The 23,262-nt window shown below is 55.7% G+C and carries 24 protein-coding genes and 1 other RNA gene; 17 read left to right on the top strand and 8 right to left on the bottom strand.

What is annotated here, in order from left to right; genetic code table 11:
• Positions 1-10: 10 nt before the first annotated feature.
• From OLTU_RS21110 to OLTU_RS21100, 3 genes are all read left to right on the top strand, one after another.
• The gene (locus tag OLTU_RS21110) at positions 11-1,165 is read left to right on the top strand and encodes a DNA topoisomerase VI (RefSeq protein ID WP_141734732.1); all 1,155 of its coding nucleotides are present in this window, start codon (positions 11-13) and stop codon (positions 1,163-1,165) included.
• A gap of 215 nt (positions 1,166-1,380) precedes the next feature.
• Positions 1,381-1,614: a KH domain-containing protein gene (locus OLTU_RS21105; RefSeq protein WP_141736834.1), complete on the top strand. Its 234-nt coding sequence runs from the start codon at positions 1,381-1,383 to the stop codon at positions 1,612-1,614.
• Between the two features lie 5 nt (positions 1,615-1,619).
• On the top strand, positions 1,620-2,624 hold the full coding sequence (locus tag OLTU_RS21100; RefSeq protein WP_141734731.1) for a glycoside hydrolase family 3 N-terminal domain-containing protein: 1,005 nt from the start codon (positions 1,620-1,622) through the stop codon (positions 2,622-2,624).
• Positions 2,625-2,695: 71 nt separating this feature from the next.
• On the opposite strand, the gene OLTU_RS21095 is transcribed toward OLTU_RS21100, so the two are convergent.
• The 5 genes from OLTU_RS21095 to rnpB all read right to left on the bottom strand — a co-directional run bounded on the left by OLTU_RS21095 (position 2,696) and on the right by rnpB (position 6,122).
• A complete protein-coding gene (locus OLTU_RS21095) occupies positions 2,696-4,030 on the bottom strand; it encodes a hemolysin family protein (RefSeq protein ID WP_141734730.1) in 1,335 nt (444 codons plus the stop codon).
• 3 nt (positions 4,031-4,033) lie between these two features.
• The gene (gene ybeY / locus OLTU_RS21090) at positions 4,034-4,582 is read right to left on the bottom strand and encodes an rRNA maturation RNase YbeY (RefSeq protein WP_141734729.1); all 549 of its coding nucleotides are present in this window, start codon (positions 4,580-4,582) and stop codon (positions 4,034-4,036) included.
• 9 nt (positions 4,583-4,591) lie between these two features.
• The gene (locus tag OLTU_RS21085) at positions 4,592-4,888 is read right to left on the bottom strand and encodes a hypothetical protein (RefSeq protein ID WP_141734728.1); all 297 of its coding nucleotides are present in this window, start codon (positions 4,886-4,888) and stop codon (positions 4,592-4,594) included.
• 71 nt (positions 4,889-4,959) lie between these two features.
• A complete protein-coding gene (gene trmB, locus OLTU_RS21080; RefSeq protein WP_141734727.1) occupies positions 4,960-5,685 on the bottom strand; it encodes a tRNA (guanosine(46)-N7)-methyltransferase TrmB in 726 nt (241 codons plus the stop codon).
• A gap of 43 nt (positions 5,686-5,728) precedes the next feature.
• An RNA gene (gene rnpB, locus OLTU_RS21075) (RNase P RNA component class A) lies at positions 5,729-6,122 on the bottom strand.
• 312 nt (positions 6,123-6,434) lie between these two features.
• Here rnpB and OLTU_RS21070 point away from each other — a divergent pair.
• On the top strand, positions 6,435-9,536 hold the full coding sequence (locus OLTU_RS21070) for a 7TM diverse intracellular signaling domain-containing protein (RefSeq protein WP_141734726.1): 3,102 nt from the start codon (positions 6,435-6,437) through the stop codon (positions 9,534-9,536).
• A 69-nt stretch (positions 9,537-9,605) separates the two neighbouring features.
• Entirely contained in the window at positions 9,606-10,124 is a 519-nt protein-coding gene (locus tag OLTU_RS21065) for a TspO/MBR family protein (protein WP_141734725.1), read from the top strand.
• A 25-nt stretch (positions 10,125-10,149) separates the two neighbouring features.
• Here the strand turns inward: OLTU_RS21065 and OLTU_RS32955 are convergent, their stop codons facing one another.
• The 3 genes from OLTU_RS32955 to OLTU_RS21055 all read right to left on the bottom strand — a co-directional run bounded on the left by OLTU_RS32955 (position 10,150) and on the right by OLTU_RS21055 (position 11,718).
• Complete coding sequence (locus OLTU_RS32955) at positions 10,150-10,275, bottom strand: hypothetical protein (protein WP_281181244.1); 126 nt, start codon at positions 10,273-10,275, stop codon at positions 10,150-10,152.
• 77 nt (positions 10,276-10,352) lie between these two features.
• The gene (locus OLTU_RS21060; protein WP_141734724.1) at positions 10,353-11,231 is read right to left on the bottom strand and encodes a sterol desaturase family protein; all 879 of its coding nucleotides are present in this window, start codon (positions 11,229-11,231) and stop codon (positions 10,353-10,355) included.
• 142 nt (positions 11,232-11,373) lie between these two features.
• Positions 11,374-11,718: an RNHCP domain-containing protein gene (locus tag OLTU_RS21055; protein WP_141734723.1), complete on the bottom strand. Its 345-nt coding sequence runs from the start codon at positions 11,716-11,718 to the stop codon at positions 11,374-11,376.
• Positions 11,719-11,832: 114 nt separating this feature from the next.
• Between OLTU_RS21055 and OLTU_RS21050 the strand changes: the two genes are divergently transcribed.
• From OLTU_RS21050 to OLTU_RS21000, 12 genes are all read left to right on the top strand, one after another.
• Positions 11,833-13,257: a choice-of-anchor X domain-containing protein gene (locus tag OLTU_RS21050; protein WP_141734722.1), complete on the top strand. Its 1,425-nt coding sequence runs from the start codon at positions 11,833-11,835 to the stop codon at positions 13,255-13,257.
• Between the two features lie 688 nt (positions 13,258-13,945).
• A complete protein-coding gene (locus OLTU_RS21045) occupies positions 13,946-14,938 on the top strand; it encodes an SPFH domain-containing protein (protein ID WP_141734721.1) in 993 nt (330 codons plus the stop codon).
• Positions 14,939-14,947: 9 nt separating this feature from the next.
• Positions 14,948-15,574, top strand: coding sequence for a DUF4178 domain-containing protein (locus OLTU_RS21040; RefSeq protein ID WP_141734720.1), 627 nt, complete (start codon positions 14,948-14,950; stop codon positions 15,572-15,574).
• On the top strand, positions 15,564-16,811 hold the full coding sequence (locus OLTU_RS21035; RefSeq protein ID WP_141734719.1) for a DUF4178 domain-containing protein: 1,248 nt from the start codon (positions 15,564-15,566) through the stop codon (positions 16,809-16,811). The genes OLTU_RS21040 and OLTU_RS21035 overlap by 11 nt, the downstream gene beginning before the upstream one ends.
• Positions 16,812-16,820: 9 nt before the next feature.
• Positions 16,821-16,982 carry a hypothetical protein gene (locus tag OLTU_RS32030; protein WP_176736823.1) on the top strand — a complete coding sequence of 54 codons (162 nt, stop codon included), beginning with the start codon at positions 16,821-16,823 and terminating at the stop codon, positions 16,980-16,982.
• 29 nt (positions 16,983-17,011) lie between these two features.
• Complete coding sequence (locus OLTU_RS21030) at positions 17,012-17,224, top strand: DUF350 domain-containing protein (RefSeq protein WP_141734718.1); 213 nt, start codon at positions 17,012-17,014, stop codon at positions 17,222-17,224.
• 9 nt (positions 17,225-17,233) lie between these two features.
• Positions 17,234-18,730, top strand: a complete 1,497-nt coding sequence (locus tag OLTU_RS21025; RefSeq protein ID WP_141734717.1) for a polyamine aminopropyltransferase — start codon at positions 17,234-17,236, stop codon at positions 18,728-18,730.
• Positions 18,720-20,306: an FAD-dependent oxidoreductase gene (locus OLTU_RS21020; RefSeq protein ID WP_141734716.1), complete on the top strand. Its 1,587-nt coding sequence runs from the start codon at positions 18,720-18,722 to the stop codon at positions 20,304-20,306. Before OLTU_RS21025 ends, OLTU_RS21020 begins: the two co-directional genes overlap by 11 nt.
• Positions 20,306-21,310 carry a hypothetical protein gene (locus OLTU_RS21015; RefSeq protein WP_141734715.1) on the top strand — a complete coding sequence of 335 codons (1,005 nt, stop codon included), beginning with the start codon at positions 20,306-20,308 and terminating at the stop codon, positions 21,308-21,310. Before OLTU_RS21020 ends, OLTU_RS21015 begins: the two co-directional genes overlap by 1 nt.
• Positions 21,307-21,999 (top strand): S-adenosylmethionine decarboxylase, encoded by a 693-nt coding sequence (locus OLTU_RS21010; protein ID WP_176736822.1) that lies wholly within the window; start codon positions 21,307-21,309, stop codon positions 21,997-21,999. The genes OLTU_RS21015 and OLTU_RS21010 overlap by 4 nt, the downstream gene beginning before the upstream one ends.
• Before the next feature lie 118 nt (positions 22,000-22,117).
• Entirely contained in the window at positions 22,118-22,918 is an 801-nt protein-coding gene (locus OLTU_RS21005) for a zinc finger domain-containing protein (RefSeq protein ID WP_141734713.1), read from the top strand.
• Positions 22,872-23,216: a hypothetical protein gene (locus tag OLTU_RS21000; protein ID WP_141734712.1), complete on the top strand. Its 345-nt coding sequence runs from the start codon at positions 22,872-22,874 to the stop codon at positions 23,214-23,216. The genes OLTU_RS21005 and OLTU_RS21000 overlap by 47 nt, the downstream gene beginning before the upstream one ends.
• The last annotated feature ends 46 nt before the right edge of the window (positions 23,217-23,262 follow it).

The raw sequence follows: 23,262 nt of genomic DNA, 5'->3' as shown, positions 1-23,262 counted from the left end.
AAAGGAGTTGATGATGCGCGGCAAGGTTCTACAGCACGATATTCCTGATCTGTCCATTGAGCTGTGCGAGAGACTGCTGAAGGATCTGGAAAGAGCCAAGCGTCCCGTGATTGAAGCCACCAAGTGCAGTCTTGATAACGCTCTTTATGACTTCAAAGTCGGTTTTCTGACGCCGGGCAAGAAGAAGATCAAAACCGAGCTGAATGTCGCATCGGTGAAGAAAATGTCCCGGGCCGTCTTCATGCTGGAAATTCTGCTCCGGAACATCTCCACCGGCGCGGTCAACACCAAGCGCGAGCTTTACTATATTTCCAAAGGTGAAGTGAAGCACAACGCCTTCATGAAGCCGATCGACTTTGCTGATCAGGATGAATCCGACTCCATTATCGACTTCATCTGCGAGATCCTGGAATGCTATCGCGAGGAGCTGAACTGCTACGCCAACGACCGCGGGGGCCAGACCTATTCGCAGCAGCTGGTGGTGGAGGAATCACTGTCGGACGGAACCCGCGCCGTGATCGATCTTTCCCAGCTCGGAACCTCGCCATTTCAGCCGAAAAACCGGCCACAAAACCTGACGCTGAAAGCGCGGAAGAAAATCGACTACTGTCTGATCGTCGAATCGGAAGGTACAGCCAACACCCTGGTGGCCAACGGTTACACCAAAAGGCATAACTGCATCCTGGTCGGTGCTCAGGGGGTTCCCTCCAATGCCGTCCGGGGCTGGCTCCGACGGATCCAGGATCAGTTGCAGGTGCCGCTCTATTTCTTCGGCGACCTTGACGCCTATACGATGCAGAATATTTACCGGACTCTGAAGGCCGGGTCGGCCGCTTCGCTGATTCGGAACTCGGATTACTCGGCTCCGGAAGTCAGGTTTTTGGGCGTTTTGCCCGAGGATATCAAGAAATACGATTTGAATGACTACCCCGTAAAAGAGAACGATGCGCAGGAGGTCAGAGCCTTGAAAAAGGCCAAAGACGCCTTGCAGAACGATCCTTTCTTCCGTGATAAACGCAATAAGGGTCTCGCTGATATTCTGCGTTGGCTGCTTGAAAATAAGCGCCGTTGCGAGCAACAGGCGTTTTTTACTGTCAATCCACGTGATCCCACCATGCCAGAAAAAATCATAGTGGAGAAGATCAAGAACGGAATATATGTCTGATTTTGTTGGTGTATTTGGGCGAACTCAGAGCGTCGTGGAATGAGGCGTTCGCGGTGTTGCTCCCTACTCGGAAAAAATGGGTAGGTCTTGGATTGCCTTCTTTTCTTCAACTGGATCTTTCTGTAAGATTGAAGATAGGAGAGGTTTAAGGCCTTGTGATTTGCGGTAACTGATTCACACGGAAGATAGATATGTCGCAGCACGATGATGGTTCTATGAAGGCTCTTGTGGAGTATGTGGCGAAAGCTCTGGTGGATGAGGTCGATCGTATCGAAATCAGTGAGATCACGGGAAATCAGACCAATATCATTGAACTCAAGGTCGCCAAAGAGGACATCGGCAAGGTCATTGGCCGTCAGGGACGGACTGCGGATGCAATCCGTACGATCCTCAACTGCGCTGCAGCCAAGCTGAACAGACGTTACATCCTCCAAATCATTGACGAGTAACAACGATGTCCCCAGATCAGGCCAGCGCAGTTATCCTGGCTGCGCTCGAAGGCATTTCGCTTTCCGCTGAAGAGCAGAAGTGCTTCCAAAGACTTCCGCCTGCAGGATTCACACTCTTCCGTCGTAATCTTTCACCTGAATTTGCAAGGGTTCGGCGCCTTTGCACCAACCTTCAAGCCTTGGTTGATGCGAATTCGCCGCCCATGATGCTGGCCATTGACCAGGAAGGTGGACGGGTTGCCCGTCTGCGGCAGCCTTTTCCTGATGGCGGACCGGCCATGCTCCTCGCGGAAGGACGCGTGGATACGGATGCGCTCCTCACCATTGAAAATCATGGTTATATCGTGGGTTCAGCCTTGGCTGGCCTTGGACTTAATGTAAACTTCGCGCCGGTTGTCGATGTCCTCAGCAATGAAGACAACACGGCGATCGGTGACCGCTGCTTTGGTCGCAGCAGTGAGGCGGTCACGCAACGTGCGTTCGCTTACCTGCATGGCCTTCAGGCCTCCGGGGTCCTGGGCTGTCTGAAGCATTTTCCGGGGCAGGGCGATGCCGGAGCGGACACCCATGAGCAGGGGACCATGATCGACGTGAGCATGGAGACCTTGCTGGCCCGGGAACTTGTCCCCTTTCTGGCCCTTATGAACGAATGCCCTATGGTGATGATATCCCATGCGATCTATCCCGCTCTGGATCCGGAACAGCCGGCCAGCCTCTCATCGAAAGTGATGCAGGGATTTGTACGGGATCGCCTGAAGTACAAGGGTCTCATTGTTACCGATGATATGAATATGAAAGCCATCGCCCAGGACCGCGAAAGCTGGACGGGTGCTGTTGTCGCCTCCGTGGCGGCGGGCGCCGATCTGGTTCTGGTCTGCCGCGAATTGGACCGTTATCGTTGGGCTGTGGATGCCTTGGCGCGTGAGGCGCAAAGGAGCTTCAGCTTTCATCGGCGGATGAACGAAGCGATGAAGCGGGTCTATGAGGTTCGTCAGCGCCTGAAGAGATGACCCGTTTTCCCGGATCGTCAGCGCCTGAAGATCAAATAAGCCGCCTCCCTCTTTACGGAGGCGCTTCCTCCTCAGCTTCCCGATTCCGCCGCAGACACGGCGGGCGGATGCCTATGGCGAATCACACGTAGCCGTTCAATGCGATGCCGGTCCACCTCAGTGACCTCAAAGGTGAGATCCCCGTGGGTGACCGTCTGTCCCACTTCCGGCAGATGGCCGAGCAGCTGGGTCATCCAGCCCGCCATGGTATCGACTTCGCCTTCCACGTCCTTGGCAAAGGACTCATTCAGGTCAAAGAATTCCATGAATTCAGTGATGTTGACATAACCTGCCACATCATAGACATCCTCTTCAATCTGGAGGATGGCGGCTTCCTCGGCATCGAATTCATCCTGAATATCCCCGACGATTTCCTCGAGAATATCCTCCATGGTGACAAGACCAGCCGTTCCACCATATTCATCGATGATGATGGCCATATGATTCTTGGACTGTTTCAGCTCCTTGAAGACTTCCATCAAGGGCTTGCTCTCCGGCACGAACTGCGGCTCGCGCATCACGGCGGTGAGCGGCACGGGCTGGCCGCCACTGACCTTGGCGCGCTTGGGATCGGACAGATAACGTAGAAGATCCTTGGCGAAGACGATCCCCATCACATTATCGATCTGCTCATCGTAGACCGGCAGACGGGAATGTCCGGACTGGATGCTCATGCGCACGGCCTGATCGATCGTTTCGTTTTTTTCGAGCGCAAAGATATCCGTTCGTGGCGTCATGACTTCGCGGACTTTGGTCTCATCGAATTCGAAGACTCCATTGATCATATCCTTCTTCATGTCCTCGATGACGCCGGATTTTTCCCCAACTTCCAGGAGGAATTCCAGCTCCTCCTCGGTAATCGCCGGCTGCAGCGTTTGATCACTGCCGAGCTTGCGAATCACAAGGTTGGCCAGCTCGGAAAAGAGCCAGACGATGGGGAAAAACAGGCGGTAGAGCACATACATCACCTTCATGGCGAGACGGGCGACCTGCTCGGAATTGGCACGGGCAAAGGACTTGGGGATGATTTCACCGAGCACCAGGAAGAGCAGCGTCACCACGCCGATGGCAATGCTGATGGCCTGGTCCCCGAAAAAGCGCATGGCGAGGTCGGTGGCGATCACCGAGGCCAGGACCTTGCAGAAGTTATTAAAGATCAAAATGGTGGTCAGAACACGCGAAGGCTGAGCCAGCCAGAGCCGCAGGGAGTGCGACATCTGCGCTTTTTTATGCGACATCATATGCCGCATCTTGAGAGCGCCGAGCGAGGTAATCGCGGTTTCTGCCGCGGAAAAAAAGGCGGCACCAATGACCGCAACGCCGATCACCAGCATTTCCGTCAGATCATGAGATAGGGCAAAGTCCATGGCCTAGCCTCTGACCTCACAGCATCCGGTCCATAGGGGGCTTTGCTCGGCACGTTCGAGGAAAGCCATAATCGCCTGCTGTTCGGCGATCATACGTTGTTCTTCTTCGGGCTGCATATGATCATGGCCGCAAAGATGCAGAATGCCATGCACGAGCAGGAACGCGGTTTCGCGATCCAGACCGTGACCAATATGGTTCGCGTTGGCCAGAGCATCCTCAGGACTGATGATGACATCACCGAGCATCTGCGGAGGTTCATGAGCATCGTGGTCGGTGTCCGGCAAAGGCCAGGACGGAGCCTCAAAGTGAAGGGGCTCGTCCCATTCCTCTTGCGGAAAGGAGAGGACGTCGGTGGAGCGATCCCTGCCCCGATACTGTTGATTCAGGGCTTGCATTTCATCCTGATCGATAAAATCCCAGGACACTTCATAATCCGGCAGGCCAAGGCCAGCGCAAACGGTTCGAGCCAGGCGCTCGATCCTGTCGGCCTGAATTTGAAATTGGTGTTGAGGCGTCTCGATGATCAAAAAGGGACGACTGTCTGATTCCAAAGCTTTTTCCTACTCCTTGCGAAAACGACTTAAATCCACGGGTGGCGCATCGTTTACAGTTTCTTCCGCGGTCTTTTTCTTGATCCTAAGGCCTCTCTGCATACTTTCCAGAGGGGCAACCTGACAGCGCGGAGTGTTGTGCGTTTCCCTGCTCCGTGAATTCAAAGCTACCACATCTTGCGCGAATCTGGCGAGATCCGTTCCGACCCAGTTCACCGCTGTAGAGCCCGATCCGTCCTGAGTCGCCTGACTCTTGAACGGAAGGATGACTCCATCTGCGGGTTTTTGATAGGGTTTTTCGCTCATGCCAGCCGCATCTCCTGTGTGGACTTCATACGATTCGGCAGCTTGAGCGTACGTCTTGATGGGGGGAATTCTTACAGATCGGTCCGGATCGGGCCTCGGGAGATCCAGCAGAACTCATAAGTCGGCAGGTCCTGCTCACGGAAAAGTCTCTCAAAGCGACTGGTGTAAATTTCTGATGGTATGCCTTGGCGCTCCTGGCCGGATTCCCAGAGCTGCCCATCGAAGGCCTCACAAACGGCTGCATAATAAGGCTCACAGTCCGTCTTGAACCAAAAGAAGCCTCCCGGCTTCAGTTTCCTCTGCAGGACCTGAACAAATTCTGTCTGAATGAGGCGGTTTTTCAGCTGGCGTTTTTTCTGGACCCAGGGATCCGGGAAAAAAATAAAGATTCCATCCAGTTCACCATCGGCAAAGACCTGATCCAGGGCCTTGGCATTGCAGAGGACACTGACCAGGTTGCGCAGGCCAAGCGCCTGCGCCTTTTGAGCAACCTTGACGACGCGCTTGAAGGTGATGTCCATGCCAATCAGTGCGGTATCCGGATGATCCGCGGCCATTTTCAAGATGACTTCACCAAAGTGACTCCCAATCTCGAGCACCAGCGTCTGAGGAATTTCACCTAGGGCCGTCATGAAGTGCTGGCGCCACTGGCCAGGCAATCGTTCCATGGCCGGGCCATAGAGCAGGGGCAGATCGCCGGATTCCAGACCTTCCTTGAGAAGAGTCAGGTAGCGATTGACCTCAGGGCGCATGTGTTCCAGGGGATCACGAAAGGGATTGGCAGTCTTGATGGGCATGAAAGAGCGTTCCTTTGAAGTCCGGAGGCGAGTCCACTGCACCTTAGCGGGTTGTTGTAAGCCGGATTCTGTAGGGTCCCGAAGGACCTGACTGTCATTAATCTGGGACTGACGTTACCGTCAGCCTCGGGCGGCCTACCCAAGGGCTGGATCGGGCCGATCCTGTTCCCATCGGAATATCGCTATCCCGGAACGGGAACCCCTTTGTTTGGCCTTGCATCGAATGGGGTTTACCTAGCCAGCCTGTTACCAGGACTGCTGGTGAGCTCTTACCTCACCGTTTCATCCTTACCGGCCTCACCTTGCGGTGGGGCAGGCGGTTTGCTTTCTGTTGCACTTGCCGTCGGGTTTCCCCGCCTGGCTGTTAGCCAGCATTCTGCCCTGTGATGTCCGGACTTTCCTCGATCCCGCGAACGGAACCGCGACAGTCTAACCCTCATAGTACGATGGACTCGCCTATCGGAATCCTTGGATAAGAGAAAAGGAGCAGTCTGTCAACCAGGATAAGTGAAACCCTTATTCTTACGCAGTCCGGGGCAGAAGGATGGTCCAGCCCTCGTTTTTTGACCGAAAATTTGTCGCAATCGGGCCGCGGTTGGCGGCCAAAAATCGGCATTACTGGATCGTCAGAATCGTTTGCAGCTGACTGAATTTACAGAGAAAAAAAATCCATTTGGATTTTTTTCTTGATTGATCATGGGATCGACCGAATAGGAAGCGTTCCCAAATTTGAATAAAGGAAAGTTGGGTTGCGCTTCAGCTGGTTCATCGTCTTACAGACCCTTTGGCTCCTCGTCCTGGCGAGTCCCGCCCAGGCTCAGCAGGAGATGAAGGTCTATACTTTGACCGAGCAGGAATCCGGCACGGACCTGACCTCTTATATTTATTACTACGAGGACCGATTCAGCAAGCGCACGCTCACACAGCTGAACAAACCCCGATATAATAAACGCTGGCGCCTGACCACCAAGCGAACCCTGGGCTTCGGCTATTCCAAATCCGCCTTCTGGCTGCGCGTGGCCCTGGCCAACCCCACGGATCAGGATCGAACCATCGCCATCCGCATTGATTATCCCTTGCTGGATGAAATCAGCTTTTTCGATGCAGGAGAAAACGGTTATGTTGAAACCCTGTCCGGCGATACGGAACCCTTCGAGAGTCGCTGGCTGAAGTCGCGAAACTTTGCCTTTCCTGCGACGATCCCGGCTGGTGAAACCAAGATCATGTATTTCCGGGTCAAGTCCACCAGTACAGTGACCCTGCCGCTGCAGCTCTGGGATGCGGCAAATCTCAAGGCGCATGCTCAGGATGAAGGGCCCGCCTTTGGCCTTTACTATGGCTGCATGATTGCCATCTTCCTCTACAACGTCTTCATCTATATTTCAACGCGCAGCCTGACCTACATGACCTATGTAGGTTTTATCTTTTTTAGCATCATCTTCTATCTCGCCTGGACCGGGGTGGGAACGATGTACCTGTGGGGTGATAACCAGTGGATGGTGCAACGCGCCTGGCCCGTATCGGGCGGGATCCTCCTGGTTTTCAGCATGGCCTTCCTGCATTTGTTTTTGGATCTGGATCGGAATAGTCCGCGCCTCGCCCGCTTTCAGCGCGGCTTTGTCTATGTGGCGATGCTGGAGACCGTCGTCAATATATTTGCACCCCTGAGTTTTGCCTATAAGCTGGGGTTCATCGGCGGTTCGTCCGGTTCCTTCTATGGCCTTGGTTTGGCGATTTACATGATGAAGAAGCGCAACCGTCAGGCTGTGTTCTATACCATTGCCTGGACGGTGTTTCTGACCTTTCTCGCCTTGAGTTCTCTCGGTGTGCTGGGCATCGTGTCGGTGCCTATGGTGATTGGATCCCATGGCAGCCAGATCGGTTCGGCTCTGGAAGCCATACTCCTGTCGCTGGGTCTCGCCGACCGCATCAACGTGATGAAGAAAAAAGAGCTGGAGCAATCCAAGCATATTATCGAAGGCTTAAGGAAGATCCAGCTTCTGAAAAATCGCCTGGAAACGGTGCTGACCGCCACCAAGCAGATGTCCGAGCACCTGGACAAGACCTATGCGCTGCAGGCTGCCAGCCAGCATATTCAAAAGGAACTGAGCAACCTCGAAACCCGCCACGTCTGGTTCCTGGAACAGGATGAACAATCGGGTGATGTCCGGCGCCTCGTTCTGAGCGATGACCAGGGCGAACACGCGAACTGGGAAATGGAATGGCTCGACGTGCGGGAGTGCGTGCGGAACCAGCGGGAAATCATTGTGCCGGTTATCTGGAAGGGCTTGCGCTTTGGGGTTTTCTGTATCGGTGTGACCGATGAGAACACCCCGCTGCCGGTCGAGGATATCAACTTCCTGGAAACCATGATGCAGTCGCTGGCGCTTTCGCTGCAGAACATCGACTATCAGAATAACCTGAAACATATGGTCGATGAGCGGACCGCGGAATTGAACCTGGCCCTCAGTTCCTTGACCGACCGCCAGAGAAAGATCGACGACATTCTGCACAATATCGAACAGGGTATCTTTACCTTCGACGAAAACTTCCGCATCGGCGAGGAGTATTCCCAGTACCTGCTCGAGATTTTCAAAATCCAGAAAGAGGATATGGCCCATTGTACCATCAACGACCTGCTCTTCAATAATACCGATATGAGCCTCGACAAGCAGAACACGGTGGTCGAATCCCTCAAGTCCAGCGTCGATGTGGAATCCTGGCTGTGGGATGCCAACACCCATCATCTGCCGCATGAGATCGTCAAACTCTATCCGTCCGGCCCGCGTAATATCGAGCTGGAATGGAAACCTCTGGTAAGCTCGGATGATCATATCGATCAGGTCATGGTGGTCGCCAAGGATGTGACCGAACGTCGGGCCCTGCTCCGCCGTCTGGAAGAGGAAGAGGTTCAGAAGAAACGCTTTATTCAGATCCTCACCCGCATGGTCTCGGTCGACAAGAATATCCTCGATGGCTACTTTGCCGAAGTGCAGAAGGATATCAGTCATATCAAGGATGAAATCCAGGGCCATTTCAACGATCGGCTGGTCTTCCGCATGCTGCATACCATGAAAGGGCTGAGCCGTTCCCTGAAGTTTGATCAGATCTCGTCCATCATTCACGAATGTGAAGGCGTGATTGTGGAGCCGACGCATAATATCCAGCACAAGCTCGACAAGTTCATCCCGAAGTTCACCGAGATGGAGAACTGCTTTACCGAGTATATGCAGGTCTATGACCAGGTCTTTGGCACCAACGTCACCAACCTGAATAACTGGAACCTGATGATGTTCCTGGCCCAGGTTCTGCCGGAACGGTTGGATGCCATCCGCAGCCAGGACTATCCGATCGGCGCCATCAACTGTAACGATCGCGTGATGAACTGGAATATTGAAATCGTCAGCGACCTGCGCGAAATCCTTTTGCACATCTTTAATAACAGTCTCGATCACGGCTTCATACTGCCCTTCGGTCATCAGCTGGTGAAGAAACCGATCCAGATCGAGCTGAGTGCTCACGTGGTCGGCGACATGGTCGAGATCACGCTGGAAGATTACGGCGCCGGTATCGATGTTGAGAAGCTGATTGCCAAAGCCCGATCACGTGGCATCGGCTATGATCCGCGCAATCCTTATGAGCTGATTTTCCATGACGGGCTCTCGACCGCTCAGAAAGCAACCATGACCAGCGGTCGTGGTGTGGGACTTGCGGCCGTGCGCAGCCGCGTCTCCGATCTGGGTGGAACCATTTCCTATGCCTCGATGGATCACGTCGGAACCAAGTTTGTGATCCATGTCCCACGCGCCATCGCAGTCGTGGAAACCCAATCGGTTCAAAAGGTATCCTAAAAACAGACCGTCCCATGGCTTGATACTTGCTTTCACCCCATTGGATAAAACCGATGGGAGTATTCATATATGAAAGCCACTTCGATACCCTTATCTTCCGGCCAGAGCCTGGCCGTGGCGTTGGGTGGGACAGTCCTGGCTGCAACCCTGGCTCGAACCCTGGCGCCAAGCCCCAAGCAAGGGGCCACCAAAACCTGGTATGATCGGCTGGATAAACCGGCGTTCCAGCCGCCGCAGAAGGCCTTTGGTCCGGTCTGGATGGCTCTCTATGCGTCCACGGCCGTCGGAGCCTGGCGTATCCTCAAGGCTCCCCCGAGCCCGGCCCGCAGCAAGGCCTTGTCGCTCTGGACCGCGCAGCTCGGCTTGAATGCCGTTTGGTCCAAACTGTTTTTTGGGGAGCGCCGCGGCAAGGCCAGTCTGGTCGATAGTGCCAGCAGCCTGATCGATTCCGCTGCGCTGACTTACTATGCGGCCAAGGTGGATAAACCTGCGGCGCTGATGTTTGCTCCCATGGTTGGCTGGCTGGCGCTGGCAACGGGTGTGAATGAAGAGGTGTGGAGAAGAAATCCGCGGGCCTTCCGGGATTGAAGCCTGGCCGGCCCTGGCCGGCCCCTTACGTGCAGCCGCGCAGCACATAGAAGAGTATCAGGATCGGCAGCGGCACGCCCAGAAGCCACAGAATAACCCAGCCCACTTTGCCTTCACTGAGATTGTTTGAAAACGGTCGGAAGATTTTCATGAGCAGACTCCTTTTCGGGGCTCACATTCGCCAGGAAAAGGAGTGCAATCACCAGGCCAAACCAGGAAGACTCGCGCTCAATGTGCGGTCTGCGGTGCAACCTCATGGGTAACCGCGACGGGCAAGGCTTCTGGAGTCCAGCCTGGTCTGCCAAACACATAGGAAACAGCATCCGACCAGCGGCGGCTGTTTTTAAGATCGCTGCCGAGCTTCACGAATTCGTGAACATTGATCCAAATCAGATTGTTGCTGTCGAGCTGCTTGACCAGACCATAGTCCACGGCTTCCTTCTCTTCCGCGAAAGTGCCGAAGAGCCGATCCCAGATGATCGTGATACCACCGTAGTTCTTATCGAGATACGCTTCATTGCGGCCGTGATGCACACGGTGATGGGACGGCGTGCTCAGAACATATTCGAGGACACCGAGCTTGCCCACATATTCGGTGTGCAGGAGAACCTGATAAAGCCGCACGACCAGGTACACGATCATTGTCACCTCAGCGCTGAAACCAGCCAGGGGAACGATCACCCAGAACGGCCAGCGCAGAAGGCCTTCAAAACAGGAGAGGCGCACGGAGGTGGAAAAGTTATAAAAGGTCGAACTGTGATGCACGTTATGCACGGCCCAGAAGAGTCGAATCTCATGACCGGCCCGGTGATACCAGTAGTAGGCAAAGTCGGAAAGCAGGATCGCAAGAGGCCAGGCCCACCAGGCACTCATATCAACCTTGAAGGGCTGCACATGGGTGGCGACTGCCTGCATGGCGAAGAACATCAGGCCGGTCCAGAGCGTATTGGTGAACGCGCGATCGATCAAACCGATGCTGAAGTTGGAGATGAGATCTTTCCAGGGGAATGATTTCTTCTGCGATTTCAGATCGTGAATGGTGCGCACGACGCCTTCACCAAAGATCATGAGGGGGACAAAGATCCAGCCAAACGTGTTGATATCCATACAGAGAGTCCTTCATACAAGTGGCCGGCCAATACGGGCCAATTTGACTACTCTGCTTATAATAAATTTCGCGTTCTGAAAAGCCTGACCTGCCGTTTTTTACTTACAAGTCACATTTGCACAAGAAAATGCTGTGCATAACTTAGCGGCGCGGTGTGGCCGGGGTGAGACTCAGAATCTTCAGGTAGTCATCGCCCTCGTTGGGATCATCGAGCAGCGCGATGTTACGCGTTTCCGCTCCGCAGCGGGTGCAGCGGAACAGAAGGACCAGCCCCTTGTTGCCCGTGAGTTCGTAGCCGATCGGTCGTAAAAGCCCCTGGCAGGGATTCGCCCGGTCGCCGGGATAGACGTCGACGTGCTTGCTGTGGAGACAACGCGGGCAGTGGTTGCGGCAGGTGCGCCGTGCCGGTGGAACCGTGGCACCGCAGTTTTCGCAAAGGAAGCTTTCATTGATTTTTTGAAATTTGCCAACCGTGGGCTCCGTCATGAGACCCTTCCTTCTGTCTGGCCGTGGCTCGATGGCTCTCAACTTTCCTCTGAATCCGCCGATTCCCCATGTAGAAAAGCCGTAGGAACGGACCTTATAGTGGAAGGGCGGGTTTTGAGCAAGAGAAACCTCAGTCAGATGCTGCTCCTCATGTTGCTTCTGGGTTGCGCCAATGGCAGCAGCGACAGCGGCAGTGCAGCCGCGACCAGTCCATCAGGTGAAATCATCAAAGGTTCCATCAAGAGCGTGACCGGCAGCCAGTCGGAAATGAATCAATGGATTCTGGCCCTGGTCGAGCGCGATACGGGGATTGCTCATTCCGGAGTCATCAATGCGATTGGCAACTATACGATCGAGGGTGTCGACACCTCGGTCGCGTATACGCTTGTGCTGCTCGATCCGCAGTATCGTTTTTCAGCAGTCCTGACCTATGCCGGGCTGAATCCAGGCCAGGTTCGTCAGTATTTTGCGATTGGGGAAAACCGTTTGCCCACGCTGGTGCATAACGGACCGATCATCAACTTCACGGATTTCAGCAGTATCGCCTGGGAAAAAAATGAGGCAGCGGATGCCAATGGCAATCTGATTCCCGACGCCATGGAAGCTTCCGCGGGCCTTGCCATGACGCCCCGCGTCTTCGCAGGAGCGCCAGGTCTTGCCGGGACAGCGACCACGGCGGATACCGATGCCGATGGGTTGACGAATGATGTCGATGGGGACATCGACGGCGATGGTTTACCCAACTGGTTCGATCCGGATGATGACAACGATGCGGTGCCGGATGCTTTTGATACCGATGCGAATGCTGACGAGGTCGTCGACCTTTCCCAGGACCTTGGGGATCAGTATTTTCCGCGCCTCGTGAAGTTCCTTGCCTTGCAGCTGGTTCAGGATGTTCAAAGCGATGGCAGCCTTGCCAGTACATTGATGTTCACCCTGCGCCTGCTGGAGGATGAAATTGCAACATCAGTGCTGGTGAAAGGATCCAGTACCCTGTTCACGGATGCTGCGGCGGTGCAGTTTGATCCCAACACCGGGGAAGCCACCCTTTCGAGCTGGGATCAAACACTGTTGGATGATGGCAACAATGAAGACGGTGAAGCGGGCGACGGCATCTTCACCCGTCGCGTGCAACTGGCCAGCACGGCTGTACCGAAAGCCAATCAGGTGTTCTTTGTGGAAGTCACTCAGGGGGCGGGTGATACCCGAATGGTCCATGAATTTCCATTCACGTTTCCCAGTATGGTGACAGGGGTGATCACGGGTGCCTACACGAGTGATACTCGCAAAGTGACCATGACCGGCAGCCCCTTTGGAACGGTGACCGACTATCACTGGTCGGTGCACGTCTATGATGCGAACGGGATCAAAGTTTTCGCATCGGAGCCGATTGCGGGTAGCAGCACGACCTATACACTGCCGACCGGAGCGACGGATGAAGGGGAAACCTACACCGCCCGTATTGTGGCTACTGCAATCGATCGGATCCCCAGCTTTCCGTCGTGGGTCATGCGGAGTGCAAGTTTCAATTTGCAGTGAAAGTGGATTGGCTTGCGGGCCAAAAAAAGAAAAAAACTCTCGCGGGAGAGTTTTCTCAGGATGATTTTTTGGATTGGAAATTAAGATGTGATGATGAAGAAATGGGGGAGGAACTTGGGATTCGGAAGCTGACTTGGATCTTTTTCTCCCTCGATCCCGAGGATCAGCTTCGACTTGGACTTTCATCCTGAGTCTTTGATCGGCCTCAGCGGCCGCTCATGTTGGAAACTAAAGCAAGGCTCGTACCACATCCTGCTCGCTCGCCGAATTTTTCTGAAAACCGCGCTCCAGCTATCGAATTGTCGCCATTTCATGTCATTAAGGCTTGACTTGCGTTCCAAGTGACGTCCCTTCTGTGTCATCTGTGGCAGGCTCACGCGCTGTTGGCTGCAGACTGAAGGCTGGAGTCTACCCGTCAATTTGAACTTGTGTCCTGTTCTGACCCTGCTGTCCGAATCCGGCCCGCTCTCTCCCTGCATCATGCAGAACACAGGTGAAAAAAATGGATGTCACTCACCGGGCTGAACACATTCATCTTCATGATGAATGATCGAAAGCTGCATGAGTAATTTTCGGTGGGAACGAAAAGATTCACAAAGCCTTGGCCTGTCAGCCTCTGGCGGCTATACTCGCAACTCGTTACGAATTCAGAGTTGGTTCGCTTGCGAAAGAAAAGAGGTGTGCGCGCATGGGTATCATGGACTTTCTGAAGAAGCAGTTTATCGATGTCATCGAGTGGGTGGAGCCGCAAGACGGCGTCCTGAGCTGGCAGTACCCGATGCAGGATCGGGAAATTCAAAATGGAGCCCAGCTCACTGTCCGGGAATCGCAACTGGCCCTCTTCGTCAATGAAGGCAAGATCGCCGATCTGTTCGGACCAGGTCGCTCGACGCTGAACACCCAGACCCTGCCGCTTTTGACCAACTTGAAAAACTGGGACAAACTCTTTGCCTCGCCCTTCAAGTCGGACCTTTATTTCTATTCAACCCGGGAACAGATCGATCAGCGCTGGGGGACGAGCACCCCCATTACCCTGCGTGACAAGGAATTCGGCGCCATTCGCCTGCGCGCGCATGGCACCTATTCCTATCGGATCAGCGACCCCCGTCTCTTCTTCCAAAAAATCAGTGGCACCCGTCCGCTCTATGCTGCCAGCGAGCTCGAGCCCCAGCTGCGGGCCATGATCCTGACCGCGCTTGGCAGTCACTTCGGGGCCGCCGAGGTCGCTTTTCTTGACCTGGCCGCCCATCAGGACCGTTTCTCCAAAACCCTGCAGGAAATTTTGCGTCCCACCTTCGCCCAGTATGGCCTGGAGCTGGCGACCTTCATGATCCAAAGCATCAGCCTGCCCGAGGAGCTGCAAAAGTATCTGGATAAAAGCAGTTCCATGCGGCTGCTCGGCGATCTGCGTCGCTACGCTCAGTTTCAAGCGGCCGACAGTCTGCCTTTGGCCGCGCAGAATGAAGGAGGCGCTGCCGGGATCGGCGTGGGGCTCGGGGCCGGGGTGGGTTTTGGTCAGGCCATGGCGTCCGCCTTTCAGCCGAACGCCGGCAGTGGCGGACCTGAGGCCAAGGAGGATGTTTTTGCCACCTTGGAAAAACTGCAGGGCCTTCTGAACAAGGGGATCCTGACTCAGGAAGAATTTGATCGCAAGAAGGCCGAGCTTCTCGCCCGTATCTAAGGGACTTTTATGGAATTGAATTGCCTGAGTTGCGGGGCTGCGCTTCCATTGCAGTCCCCGGCGACCATCTTTGTCGTCTGCCGTTATTGCCAGAGCACGCTCATTCGCGATCAGGACTGGTCCGTGTTTGGGCGCATGGCAGAGCTGCCTCCGGAAATCACGCCTTTGCAGGTGGGAACCCAGGGCCGCTATGAAGGCGAGCGCTTTGAATTGATCGGCCGTCTGCGTTTGAAATGGGCACAGGGTTTTTGGAATGAATGGTGTGCCCTCTTCTCCAAGGGACGTATCGGCTGGCTCGCCGAGGCGCAGGGTTTTTATATGCTGTCGTTTCCTTTGAGCCCGGTGCCGGAACTGCCTCCTCTGAGCGAGCTGCAGGCAGGTCAGGAGATCGACCTCGGACGGTTGGGAAACTTTGTGGTGGATGATATCAAAGCCGCCGTATGCGTGGCCAGTGAAGGGGAGCTGCCCTTTCCTGCGCCGGCTCGCCAGGAACTCCTGAGCATTGATGCCGGTAACGCCAAGGGGGATTTCCTTTGCCTGGAACGCATCGGATCCACGGTGCAGGCTCATGTCGGGCGTTATCTGGATTTCAATGATTTTCAATTTACGCAGTTGAGGCCGCTCCATGGCTGGTGAAATGACCTTCAACTGCCTGCAGTGTGGCGCGCCGATCCCTGTTCATGCGGTGGGCCAGAGTCTCAGTTTTGGCTGTCGTGCGTGTGGGGCTTTGGTGGAAGAGGATCATCAGGGTTTGCGCATCCTGCGGCGGGCGTCGCAGGCCATGCGCTGGCATCCGCTGTTGGAACTCGGCAGCAAAGCTCATTTTCGCGGCGAAACCTGGCAGGTGCTGGGCTTTATGGTGCGTTCGGATGGAAGCGAGGAATACTTTTGGAATGAGTATCTCCTCTTCAATCCCTATCAGGGTTTTCGTTGGCTGACGGAAGCCCAGGGGCATTGGAATTTCCTGCATATGACCCGCCACCGGCCCACCGCGGGCCTGGGGTCCACGATCACCTGGGGCGGGCACCGGTACCGCCTCTTCTTAAAGGGCCGGGCCCGGGTGCAGTTCGTGCTCGGGGAATTTTACTGGCGGGTGAAGATCGGCGATGAAGTCACCGTGCGTGATTACATCGCGCCGCCTGATATTCTGAGCTGTGAGGAGGATGGGACGGAGGAAATCTGGTCGGCCGGGGTTTATGTGGAACCCGAGGACATTCGGAAAAGTTTCAAAATCAACGGCCCCATGCCGGCGCGGGTCGGGGTCGCGCCCAATCAACCCTCGAGGTTTATGGAGCGACGCAACTCCTATCTGAAGCACTGGGGCCTGTTCGTGGCCCTGCTGATCGGGATGCATTTCATTATGAACAGCCTGCGTGACGAACGGACCGTTTTGGATTCCTATTATGTCCGCCAAGCCAAAGTTCCCGTGGAGCTCTTGCGCAGTGAAAGTTTTGCGCTTGATGAGGACCAAACCAATGTGCGCATCCGCATCCATGCCCCGGTGTCCCGCAGCTGGATGCATGTGCGCTTCACACTGATCGGCGAGGACGGCCAGCTGCCGACGCCGATCGAATTTGGGCGGGAATTTCACGATTCCTACGGAGGCGAAACACAGACCACGGACGAGGTTTTTCTGCGGCGTCTGAGCCGGGGGCGTTACCGGTTGGATATGCTCACGGAAAACGAGTGGGATCAGAGTTCTGTGGCAGCGCAGCAGAATGTGAACGTCCATGTGAAGATCATTGAGAACGCCAAGGTCATTTCACCTTTGGTGCTGAGCCTTATCCTGGTGAGTCTTTTTCCGCTGTGGTTCCTGCTTGGCGACTGGCGCTTTGAAGCGAAACGGTGGGCGGATAGTGATGTGAATGGATAGGAGGGAACCTTGTTCCGTTATCGTATGTTTGGCGGTTTGGTCTGCGGCCTATTTGTGTTTTTGAGCTCGACAGGCTGGTCCTGCTCGGATGATCGAGGTACCGGTCTGGTCAAATCCGGTACCGGTTACAGTCGCGGCAGTACAGGTGGTTATCGAACGTATCATAAGTAAGACATATTCAAGGACAGAGGAGAACAGTTGTGGAAAGCCTGAGCCGCTATATAACAAGCGCACTGGTATTTTCGGGTCTTGGCATCGTGATTCTGATCGTGGCCATGGTGATCTTCGATCGCCTGACGCCCGGACACATGTGGAAGGAAATCGTCGAGGAAAAAAATCTGCCGCTGGCCCTGACGGCCTCGGCCACCATTCTTGCTGTGGCGATCATCATCGCTTCGGCCATTCGTGGATAGGACGAACCTGTGGCCCTGCTGCTTTTGATTTCGGTGTTTGTGATTGCGACCGCGGGTCTGGTTTATGAACTGATCGCGGGCACGCTCGCCTCCTATCTTTTGGGGGATTCCGTCACGCAGTTTTCCACGGTCATCGGCGCCTACCTCTCCTCGATGGGGGTGGGGTCCTGGCTGTCGCGTTATGTGAAGCGTGATCTTCTGCGCTTCTTTATTCATGTGGAGCTGCTCCTTGCCGTGATCGGAGGCAGCTCGGCCGCGCTGCTCTTTTGTCTCTTTGATCAGGTGTCGAATTTTCGCCTGCTGCTCTATAGCCTCGTCAGCATCACGGGGGTGCTGGTCGGCGTGGAGATTCCTATTCTGATGCGAATTTTAAAGGATGAATACGCGTTTCAGGATCTGGTGGCCAAGGTCTTTACCTTTGACTACCTCGGGGCCCTTCTGGCTTCGCTCCTGTTTCCCATGCTTCTGGTGCCGCATCTGGGGCTGGTGCGGTCGGCCTTTTTCTTTGGCACCTGCAACGCGCTGGTGGCCTGGGCGGCGCTGGAAATCCTGGGGCGCCAGCAGGCCTGGCGTCGGGTGCAGAGGGTGATGGTGCTCCTGACTTTGGGTTTTTGTGGAACCGGTCTGGCGATGGGGGAAAGGCTGACGAACTGGTCGGAATCCCTGACCTTTGCCGATCCGGTGATCGCGGCCGTGAGTTCACCGTATCAGCGCCTCGTGCTCACCCGCAATCAGCGCGATACGCGGCTTTTTTTGAATGGGAACCTGCAGTTTTCCTCGGCGGATGAATACCGCTATCATGAGGCGCTGGTGCATCCGGGTTTGGCGAGTTTCAAGGCCGCGCGCCAGGTTTTAATCCTGGGCGGCGGCGATGGGCTCGCGCTGCGTGAGGTGCTCCGTTATCCCACTGTGGAGAGAGTGGTGCTGGTGGATTTGGATCGGGCGGTGACGGATCTCGCGGCGCAGCATCCCATCCTGCGGGCGTTGAACCAGGAGGCGCTCGCTTCACCGAAGCTGCAGCTTGTGCATCAGGATGCCTTCACCTGGCTTCGCACCGCGACCGAACAGTTTGATTTTATCGTGATCGATTTTCCGGACCCGAGCAGCTTTGCGATCGGCAAGCTTTATAGCACGCGCTTCTATGAACTTGTGAAGGCAGCTTTGCGGGAGAATGGGCAGATGGTCGTGCAATCGACCTCGCCTTACTATGCGCGGCGAACCTTTTGGACCATCGTGAATACCTTGAACGCGGTCGGCTTTCATACCGCGCCCTATCATGTTCATGTGCCCTCGTTTGGGGAGTGGGGCTTTGTGCTGGCCGGGCATCAGCCCTATCGCTGGCCCACCGAACTTCCCGAGGGTTTAAGGTTTCTGTCGCTGGATCTTTTGCCCGGCATCTTCCACTTTCCTCCGGACATGCAGGCCACGGTGAGCGCCATCAATCGCCTGGACAATCAGGTCCTCGTGCGAACCTTTGAAGAGGAATGGTCACGTCATGTCCATTGATCGACGGCAGCTGCTTCTCGGCGGTCTGGCCCTGCCCTGGCTGGGGAGTTGTGAGACTGGTCGGCGTTCTCTTAGGATCGGGGGTGATGCCAGCCGTACTGCGCATCGTTTGCGAACGATGGATTTTCCCAAGCCGAGCGCTGTGGAGAAGCACAAGGTGCTGATCCTGGGCGGGGGAGTTGCGGGTTGCACGGCGGCTTATACCCTTGAAAAACAGGGTTTCCGGGATTACCTCATGCTGGAGATGGGGCATGATCCGGGCGGCAACGCACGCAGCGGGCGCAATGAAGTTTCGGCGTTTCCTCTGGGCGCGCATTACCTGCCTTTGCCCCATCCTTCGCAGGCGGATCTTTTGGAATTTCTGCAGGAGGCCGGAGCCCTGCGCGGCTGGTCGGCCCGGGGCGAACCGCAGTATCACGAGGATTATCTTTGTCATGATCCCGAGGACCGCGTGTTTTATGAAGGCCGCTGGTTCGAAGGGCTGATCGCCTGGAAGGCTCTGCCGCAGCGGGAGATTGAGGACATCCGCAGCTTCATGCATTTCGTCGAACGCGCGCGCGGGACGAAGGGTCGCGATGGCCGCCGGATTTTTCAGATTCCCCTGGATCAATCCTCGCGTGATCCCGAGTGGCTGAAACTCGACACCATGACTCTGTCCGCATTTGTGCGAGGGCAGGGCTGGCATTCACGATATCTGGCCTGGTATCTCGATTACTGCTGCCGCGATGATTACGGGACGGGATGGAATGGAGTCTCCGCCTGGGCCGGTCTGCATTATTTTGCAGGGCGTGAAGCGGAACCTGAGGAGGGCGCCACGGTTCTCACCTGGCCGGAGGGCAATGCCTGGCTCGTGCAGAAACTGATGCAGAGGTCCCGGGATCGTTTTGTGGGGGATACCCTGATCTTTCATATCGAACCCACCGCGCAGGGCTATCAGGTGGATGGCTGGCAGGAGAGTGCAGGTCATGCCAGACGCTGGGAGGCCGAGGCTTTGATCGTGGCTTTGCCACGCTTTGTCGCGCAACGCCTGTTGCCGGGATGTGCGGTCCCGTCGGGAGTTTTATCCTATGCGCCCTGGATGGTCGCGAACTGCAAGGTCGCGCGACCGCCCCAGAGCGAGGGCATGCCTCTCTGCTGGGATAATGTGCCTTTTGGTTCGCCTTCACTGGGCTATGTGGTGGCCACGCACCAGAATGTGAGACGTTATGAAAGTGCGAGTGTGCTCACTTCCTATTGGCCTCTGACCGCAGAAACGCCTTCTGTCGCGCGGACGATTGCCGGTCTGCGCAGCCCCCAGGATTGGGAACACCTGGTTCTCGCGGATCTGGAGCTCATGCATCCCGGGATTGCGCGGGATGTGCAGTCCATGGATTTCTGGCTTTGGGGTCATGGCATGATTCAGCCGCGGCCGGGTTATATCTGGGGCCAGGACCGGGCGCGCATGCCGCTGACCTCCCGGCCGAGCCTGGCTTTCGCGCATAGCGATATGAGCGGCATCTCAATCTTCGAGGAGGCCTTTGCCCGCGGTCGGCAGGCGGCGCTGCAAATTCTGCAAAATTCGGGGAGGCAGGCCTGATGCGCGCACAACCCTGGCTTCATTCGGCCCGTTTTGATCTGCTTTGGATACTGTCCCCGCCCTTTTTTGCCGTCTGCGCGGTGGCTCTGCTGCAGCTGACCGCTCCGGACGTGATGCAGCAGCCTCTGACGCCGGGCCTTTGGCTGCTGACGGTTGTGGGCATTGATGTGGCTCATGTTTATTCCACAGTGTATCGCAGCGGGATGCGGCCGCGCCTTCTCCTCGTCCTGCCGGTGCTGGGTTTTCTGGTGAGCTGTCTGCTCTATCAATGGGGTGGGGCGCCGGTGTTCTGGCGAAGCCTGGCTTACCTGGCCGTTTTTCATTTTGTCAGGCAGCCCTATGGTCTGATGCGCTTTTATCAGAAGGCGGAAGGCAGCACGGCCCTGGATAAACTCGTCATCCATGCGGCGAGTCTTTATCCTCTTCTGGTCTGGCATCTCGGTCAGGCTCGGGACTTCGGCTGGTTTATCGAAGGTGACCTGGTTGTGATGAATGCGGAGCCTTTCATTCCTTATGTGCATGCCCTCGCGGGACTCATCGCGCTGGCCTATTGTGTTCAGGAATGGCGCGCGCCGACTTTCAATCTTCCGAAAAATCTGGTGATCCTCGGCACGGCGGCGGCGTTTGGGTTTGGCATCATCGTGTGGAGGAATGATGTGGCCTTTACGCTGACCAATGTCATCAGTCATGGCGTTCCTTATATGGCCATGATCTGGATTCATAATGGTTCGAAGTTCTGGCGGCCAGGAACAGGCACGGACTGGCGCTGGGTGGCGCCGCTTCTTTTTGTGCTGACGCTTTTCCTGATGGCCTATGCCGAAGAGGGGTTATGGGATGCCTGGGTCTGGACCGAGCATCCGCAGCTTTTTCCCTGGTTTTCCTATCATTTTGAGCCGGCGGGTGAAAAGTTTCTCGTTTGGCTCGTGCCCCTGCTGGCGCTGCCGCAGCTCACGCATTATCTCCTGGATGGGTTTCTATGGCGTTTGCGGAGGACGGAATCATGAAACGTTTGCAGCCGGAAACGCCCGCGCATTCGCTTGAAGGTTTCAATAATCTGACGAAGTCGCTGCGTGCCAATCTTTATTTTGTCAGCCAGCATCCGGAGAATTTGATCGGGCGTTATCCGGCGGCCGCTCTGGAAACCATGCTGCATGACATTGCCGATCGCATCGAGGCTGTAGTGCTGGCGGCGTCGCGACAGGATTATCAGCCCTGGGGAGCTTCGGCCCTGATGCTGCTGAGTGATGGTCCGGGTGCGGTGGATGCCGGGGCCGTGCATATGCACCTCAACAAAAGTCATCTCTGCGCGCACACCTATCCCGATTTTGGTACGGCGGATGATCCCGGCTGTCTCCGCATCGACCTGGACCTGACCAGCTGCGGCACCATCTCGCCTCTGCGCTCACTCAACTTCATTCTGGACTGCCTGGGACCCACAGCGGCGGTGATCGACTATTCGGTCCGGGGATTCACCCGGGATGCCACGGGCACTGTATTGTTTCAGGATCATCCCTTGAATCGATTGCCGGACGCGTTGGATCCGTATTGGCACACGGCGTTTGAGATCTTCGATGCGCGAGACACCTTCCCTCAGACCTGGCAAATGAAACTCCTCAAGCGGCATCAGTCGATGGCTCAGGACCTTTTCCTTCGCAGAATCATGCAAATCGGTGAAGTCTGCAGCAGGGACTGAACCGTCGAAACGCCGTTTGAATTGCGGGCTGGAGGGATTCTTGCAGGCGAAGCGCGAGAGTTTTTCGCCTCAGCTCCAGCCGGGGCCATGTTCGTGATCCGTCATTTCAGGAGTAATCATGGAAGGACCATCCCTTGTCATATTGATGGAGGATTTGGGCCCCTTTTTGGGTAAAAAAGTGGTGCACGCCTCGGGCGTCTATCCTCAGGCGCCGGCGTTGGTGCAGCAAACTCTGCGCGATGCCAAATCCTGGGGCAAGCATGCACTCTTGTACTTTGATGATTGCATTCTGCGCATTCATTTTCTGCTCTTTGGCAGTTACCTCATCAACCAGGAGAAGGAAGGTCGTGTTCCCAAACTGCAGCTGCAGTTCACTGAGGGCACGGTGAATTTCCATGCCTGTGCGATCCGCTCGGTCAGCGAGCAGGAGATCGCGGCCTATGACTGGTCCGTGGACCTGATGTCCGCCGCCTGGAACGCGCGGCATGTGGAGGACCTGGTGATGGCCCAGGGCAGTCGACCGGTCTGTGATGTGCTCATGGATCAGGATATTTTTGCAGGACTCGGCAACATCATCAAAAATGAAGTGCTGTTTCTCTTGAAGCTGCATCCCGATACCCCGGCCTCGTCACTCAACTCCACCATGCGCCGCAAGCTTGTGCAGGAGGCCCGGGATTATTCCTTGCAGTTCTATCGCTGGAAAAAAGCCGGGGAACTGAAGAAGCATTGGAAGATTTTTCGCAAACAAAAATGTGCGGACTGCGGCCGACCTCTTGTGAAAGAGGAGACCGGGAAAAGCCAAAGGGTGAGTTACTACTGCTCGGTGTGTCAGCCCCTGGCGCCGTTGGCCGCGCGATCCGTAAGGACCTTGTATGGCAAGCGACCCACACACGAAGCGGCAGGAAGCGCTGGAATATGATGTCTTTGTGCCTCTGGTGCAGGCCTCAGGCCAGCGTTATGCTGCCGATATCACCCGGAGCATTCAGGCGGAAATTACCGAATTCTTCGGCGGCATGACCGACACCCACTATGTCCAGGAAGGCTGGTGGAAAGTCGGGGGCATGACCGTACGCGATGAAATTGTGATCTGGCGGGTCCTCAGCGACAAAGGCGAGGCTGGGGATGCGTTCATGCAGGCCATCAGGAAACGACTGGAGGACGCCCTCCAGCAGCAGCTCATCCTGGTGATTCGGCGCCGGGTCGAAACCCTGGCCTAGGCACCCGTTCGGGTGTCCATGACTTTGACAATGTTACCTTCCAGGC

Source organism: Oligoflexus tunisiensis (genome assembly GCF_001748245.1).
Classification (GTDB): Bacteria; Bdellovibrionota_B; Oligoflexia; order Oligoflexales; family Oligoflexaceae; genus Oligoflexus; species Oligoflexus tunisiensis.
This window is presented reverse-complemented; position numbering and strand designations above follow the sequence as displayed.

Bases quoted from the DNA above. Each gene is read 5' to 3' on its own strand.
- OLTU_RS21105 (WP_141736834.1), top strand. From the start codon at position 1,381: ATGAAGGCTCTTGTGGAGTATGTGGCGAAAGCTCTGGTGGATGAGGTC.
- OLTU_RS21060 (WP_141734724.1), bottom strand. From the start codon at position 11,231: ATGGATATCAACACGTTTGGCTGGATCTTTGTCCCCCTCATGATCTTT.
- OLTU_RS21010 (WP_176736822.1), top strand. From the start codon at position 21,307: ATGAAACGTTTGCAGCCGGAAACGCCCGCGCATTCGCTTGAAGGTTTC.
- OLTU_RS21000 (WP_141734712.1), top strand. From the start codon at position 22,872: ATGGCAAGCGACCCACACACGAAGCGGCAGGAAGCGCTGGAATATGAT.
- OLTU_RS21045 (WP_141734721.1), top strand. From the start codon at position 13,946: ATGGGTATCATGGACTTTCTGAAGAAGCAGTTTATCGATGTCATCGAG.
- OLTU_RS21110 (WP_141734732.1), top strand. From the start codon at position 11: ATGATGCGCGGCAAGGTTCTACAGCACGATATTCCTGATCTGTCCATT.
- OLTU_RS21035 (WP_141734719.1), top strand. From the start codon at position 15,564: ATGGCTGGTGAAATGACCTTCAACTGCCTGCAGTGTGGCGCGCCGATC.
- OLTU_RS21040 (WP_141734720.1), top strand. From the start codon at position 14,948: ATGGAATTGAATTGCCTGAGTTGCGGGGCTGCGCTTCCATTGCAGTCC.
- trmB (WP_141734727.1), bottom strand. From the start codon at position 5,685: ATGCCCATCAAGACTGCCAATCCCTTTCGTGATCCCCTGGAACACATG.
- OLTU_RS21020 (WP_141734716.1), top strand. From the start codon at position 18,720: ATGTCCATTGATCGACGGCAGCTGCTTCTCGGCGGTCTGGCCCTGCCC.
- OLTU_RS21055 (WP_141734723.1), bottom strand. From the start codon at position 11,718: ATGACGGAGCCCACGGTTGGCAAATTTCAAAAAATCAATGAAAGCTTC.
- OLTU_RS21005 (WP_141734713.1), top strand. From the start codon at position 22,118: ATGGAAGGACCATCCCTTGTCATATTGATGGAGGATTTGGGCCCCTTT.
- OLTU_RS32955 (WP_281181244.1), bottom strand. From the start codon at position 10,275: ATGAAAATCTTCCGACCGTTTTCAAACAATCTCAGTGAAGGCAAAGTG.
- OLTU_RS21015 (WP_141734715.1), top strand. From the start codon at position 20,306: ATGCGCGCACAACCCTGGCTTCATTCGGCCCGTTTTGATCTGCTTTGG.
- OLTU_RS21100 (WP_141734731.1), top strand. From the start codon at position 1,620: ATGTCCCCAGATCAGGCCAGCGCAGTTATCCTGGCTGCGCTCGAAGGC.
- OLTU_RS21085 (WP_141734728.1), bottom strand. From the start codon at position 4,888: ATGAGCGAAAAACCCTATCAAAAACCCGCAGATGGAGTCATCCTTCCG.
- OLTU_RS21095 (WP_141734730.1), bottom strand. From the start codon at position 4,030: ATGGACTTTGCCCTATCTCATGATCTGACGGAAATGCTGGTGATCGGC.
- OLTU_RS21065 (WP_141734725.1), top strand. From the start codon at position 9,606: ATGAAAGCCACTTCGATACCCTTATCTTCCGGCCAGAGCCTGGCCGTG.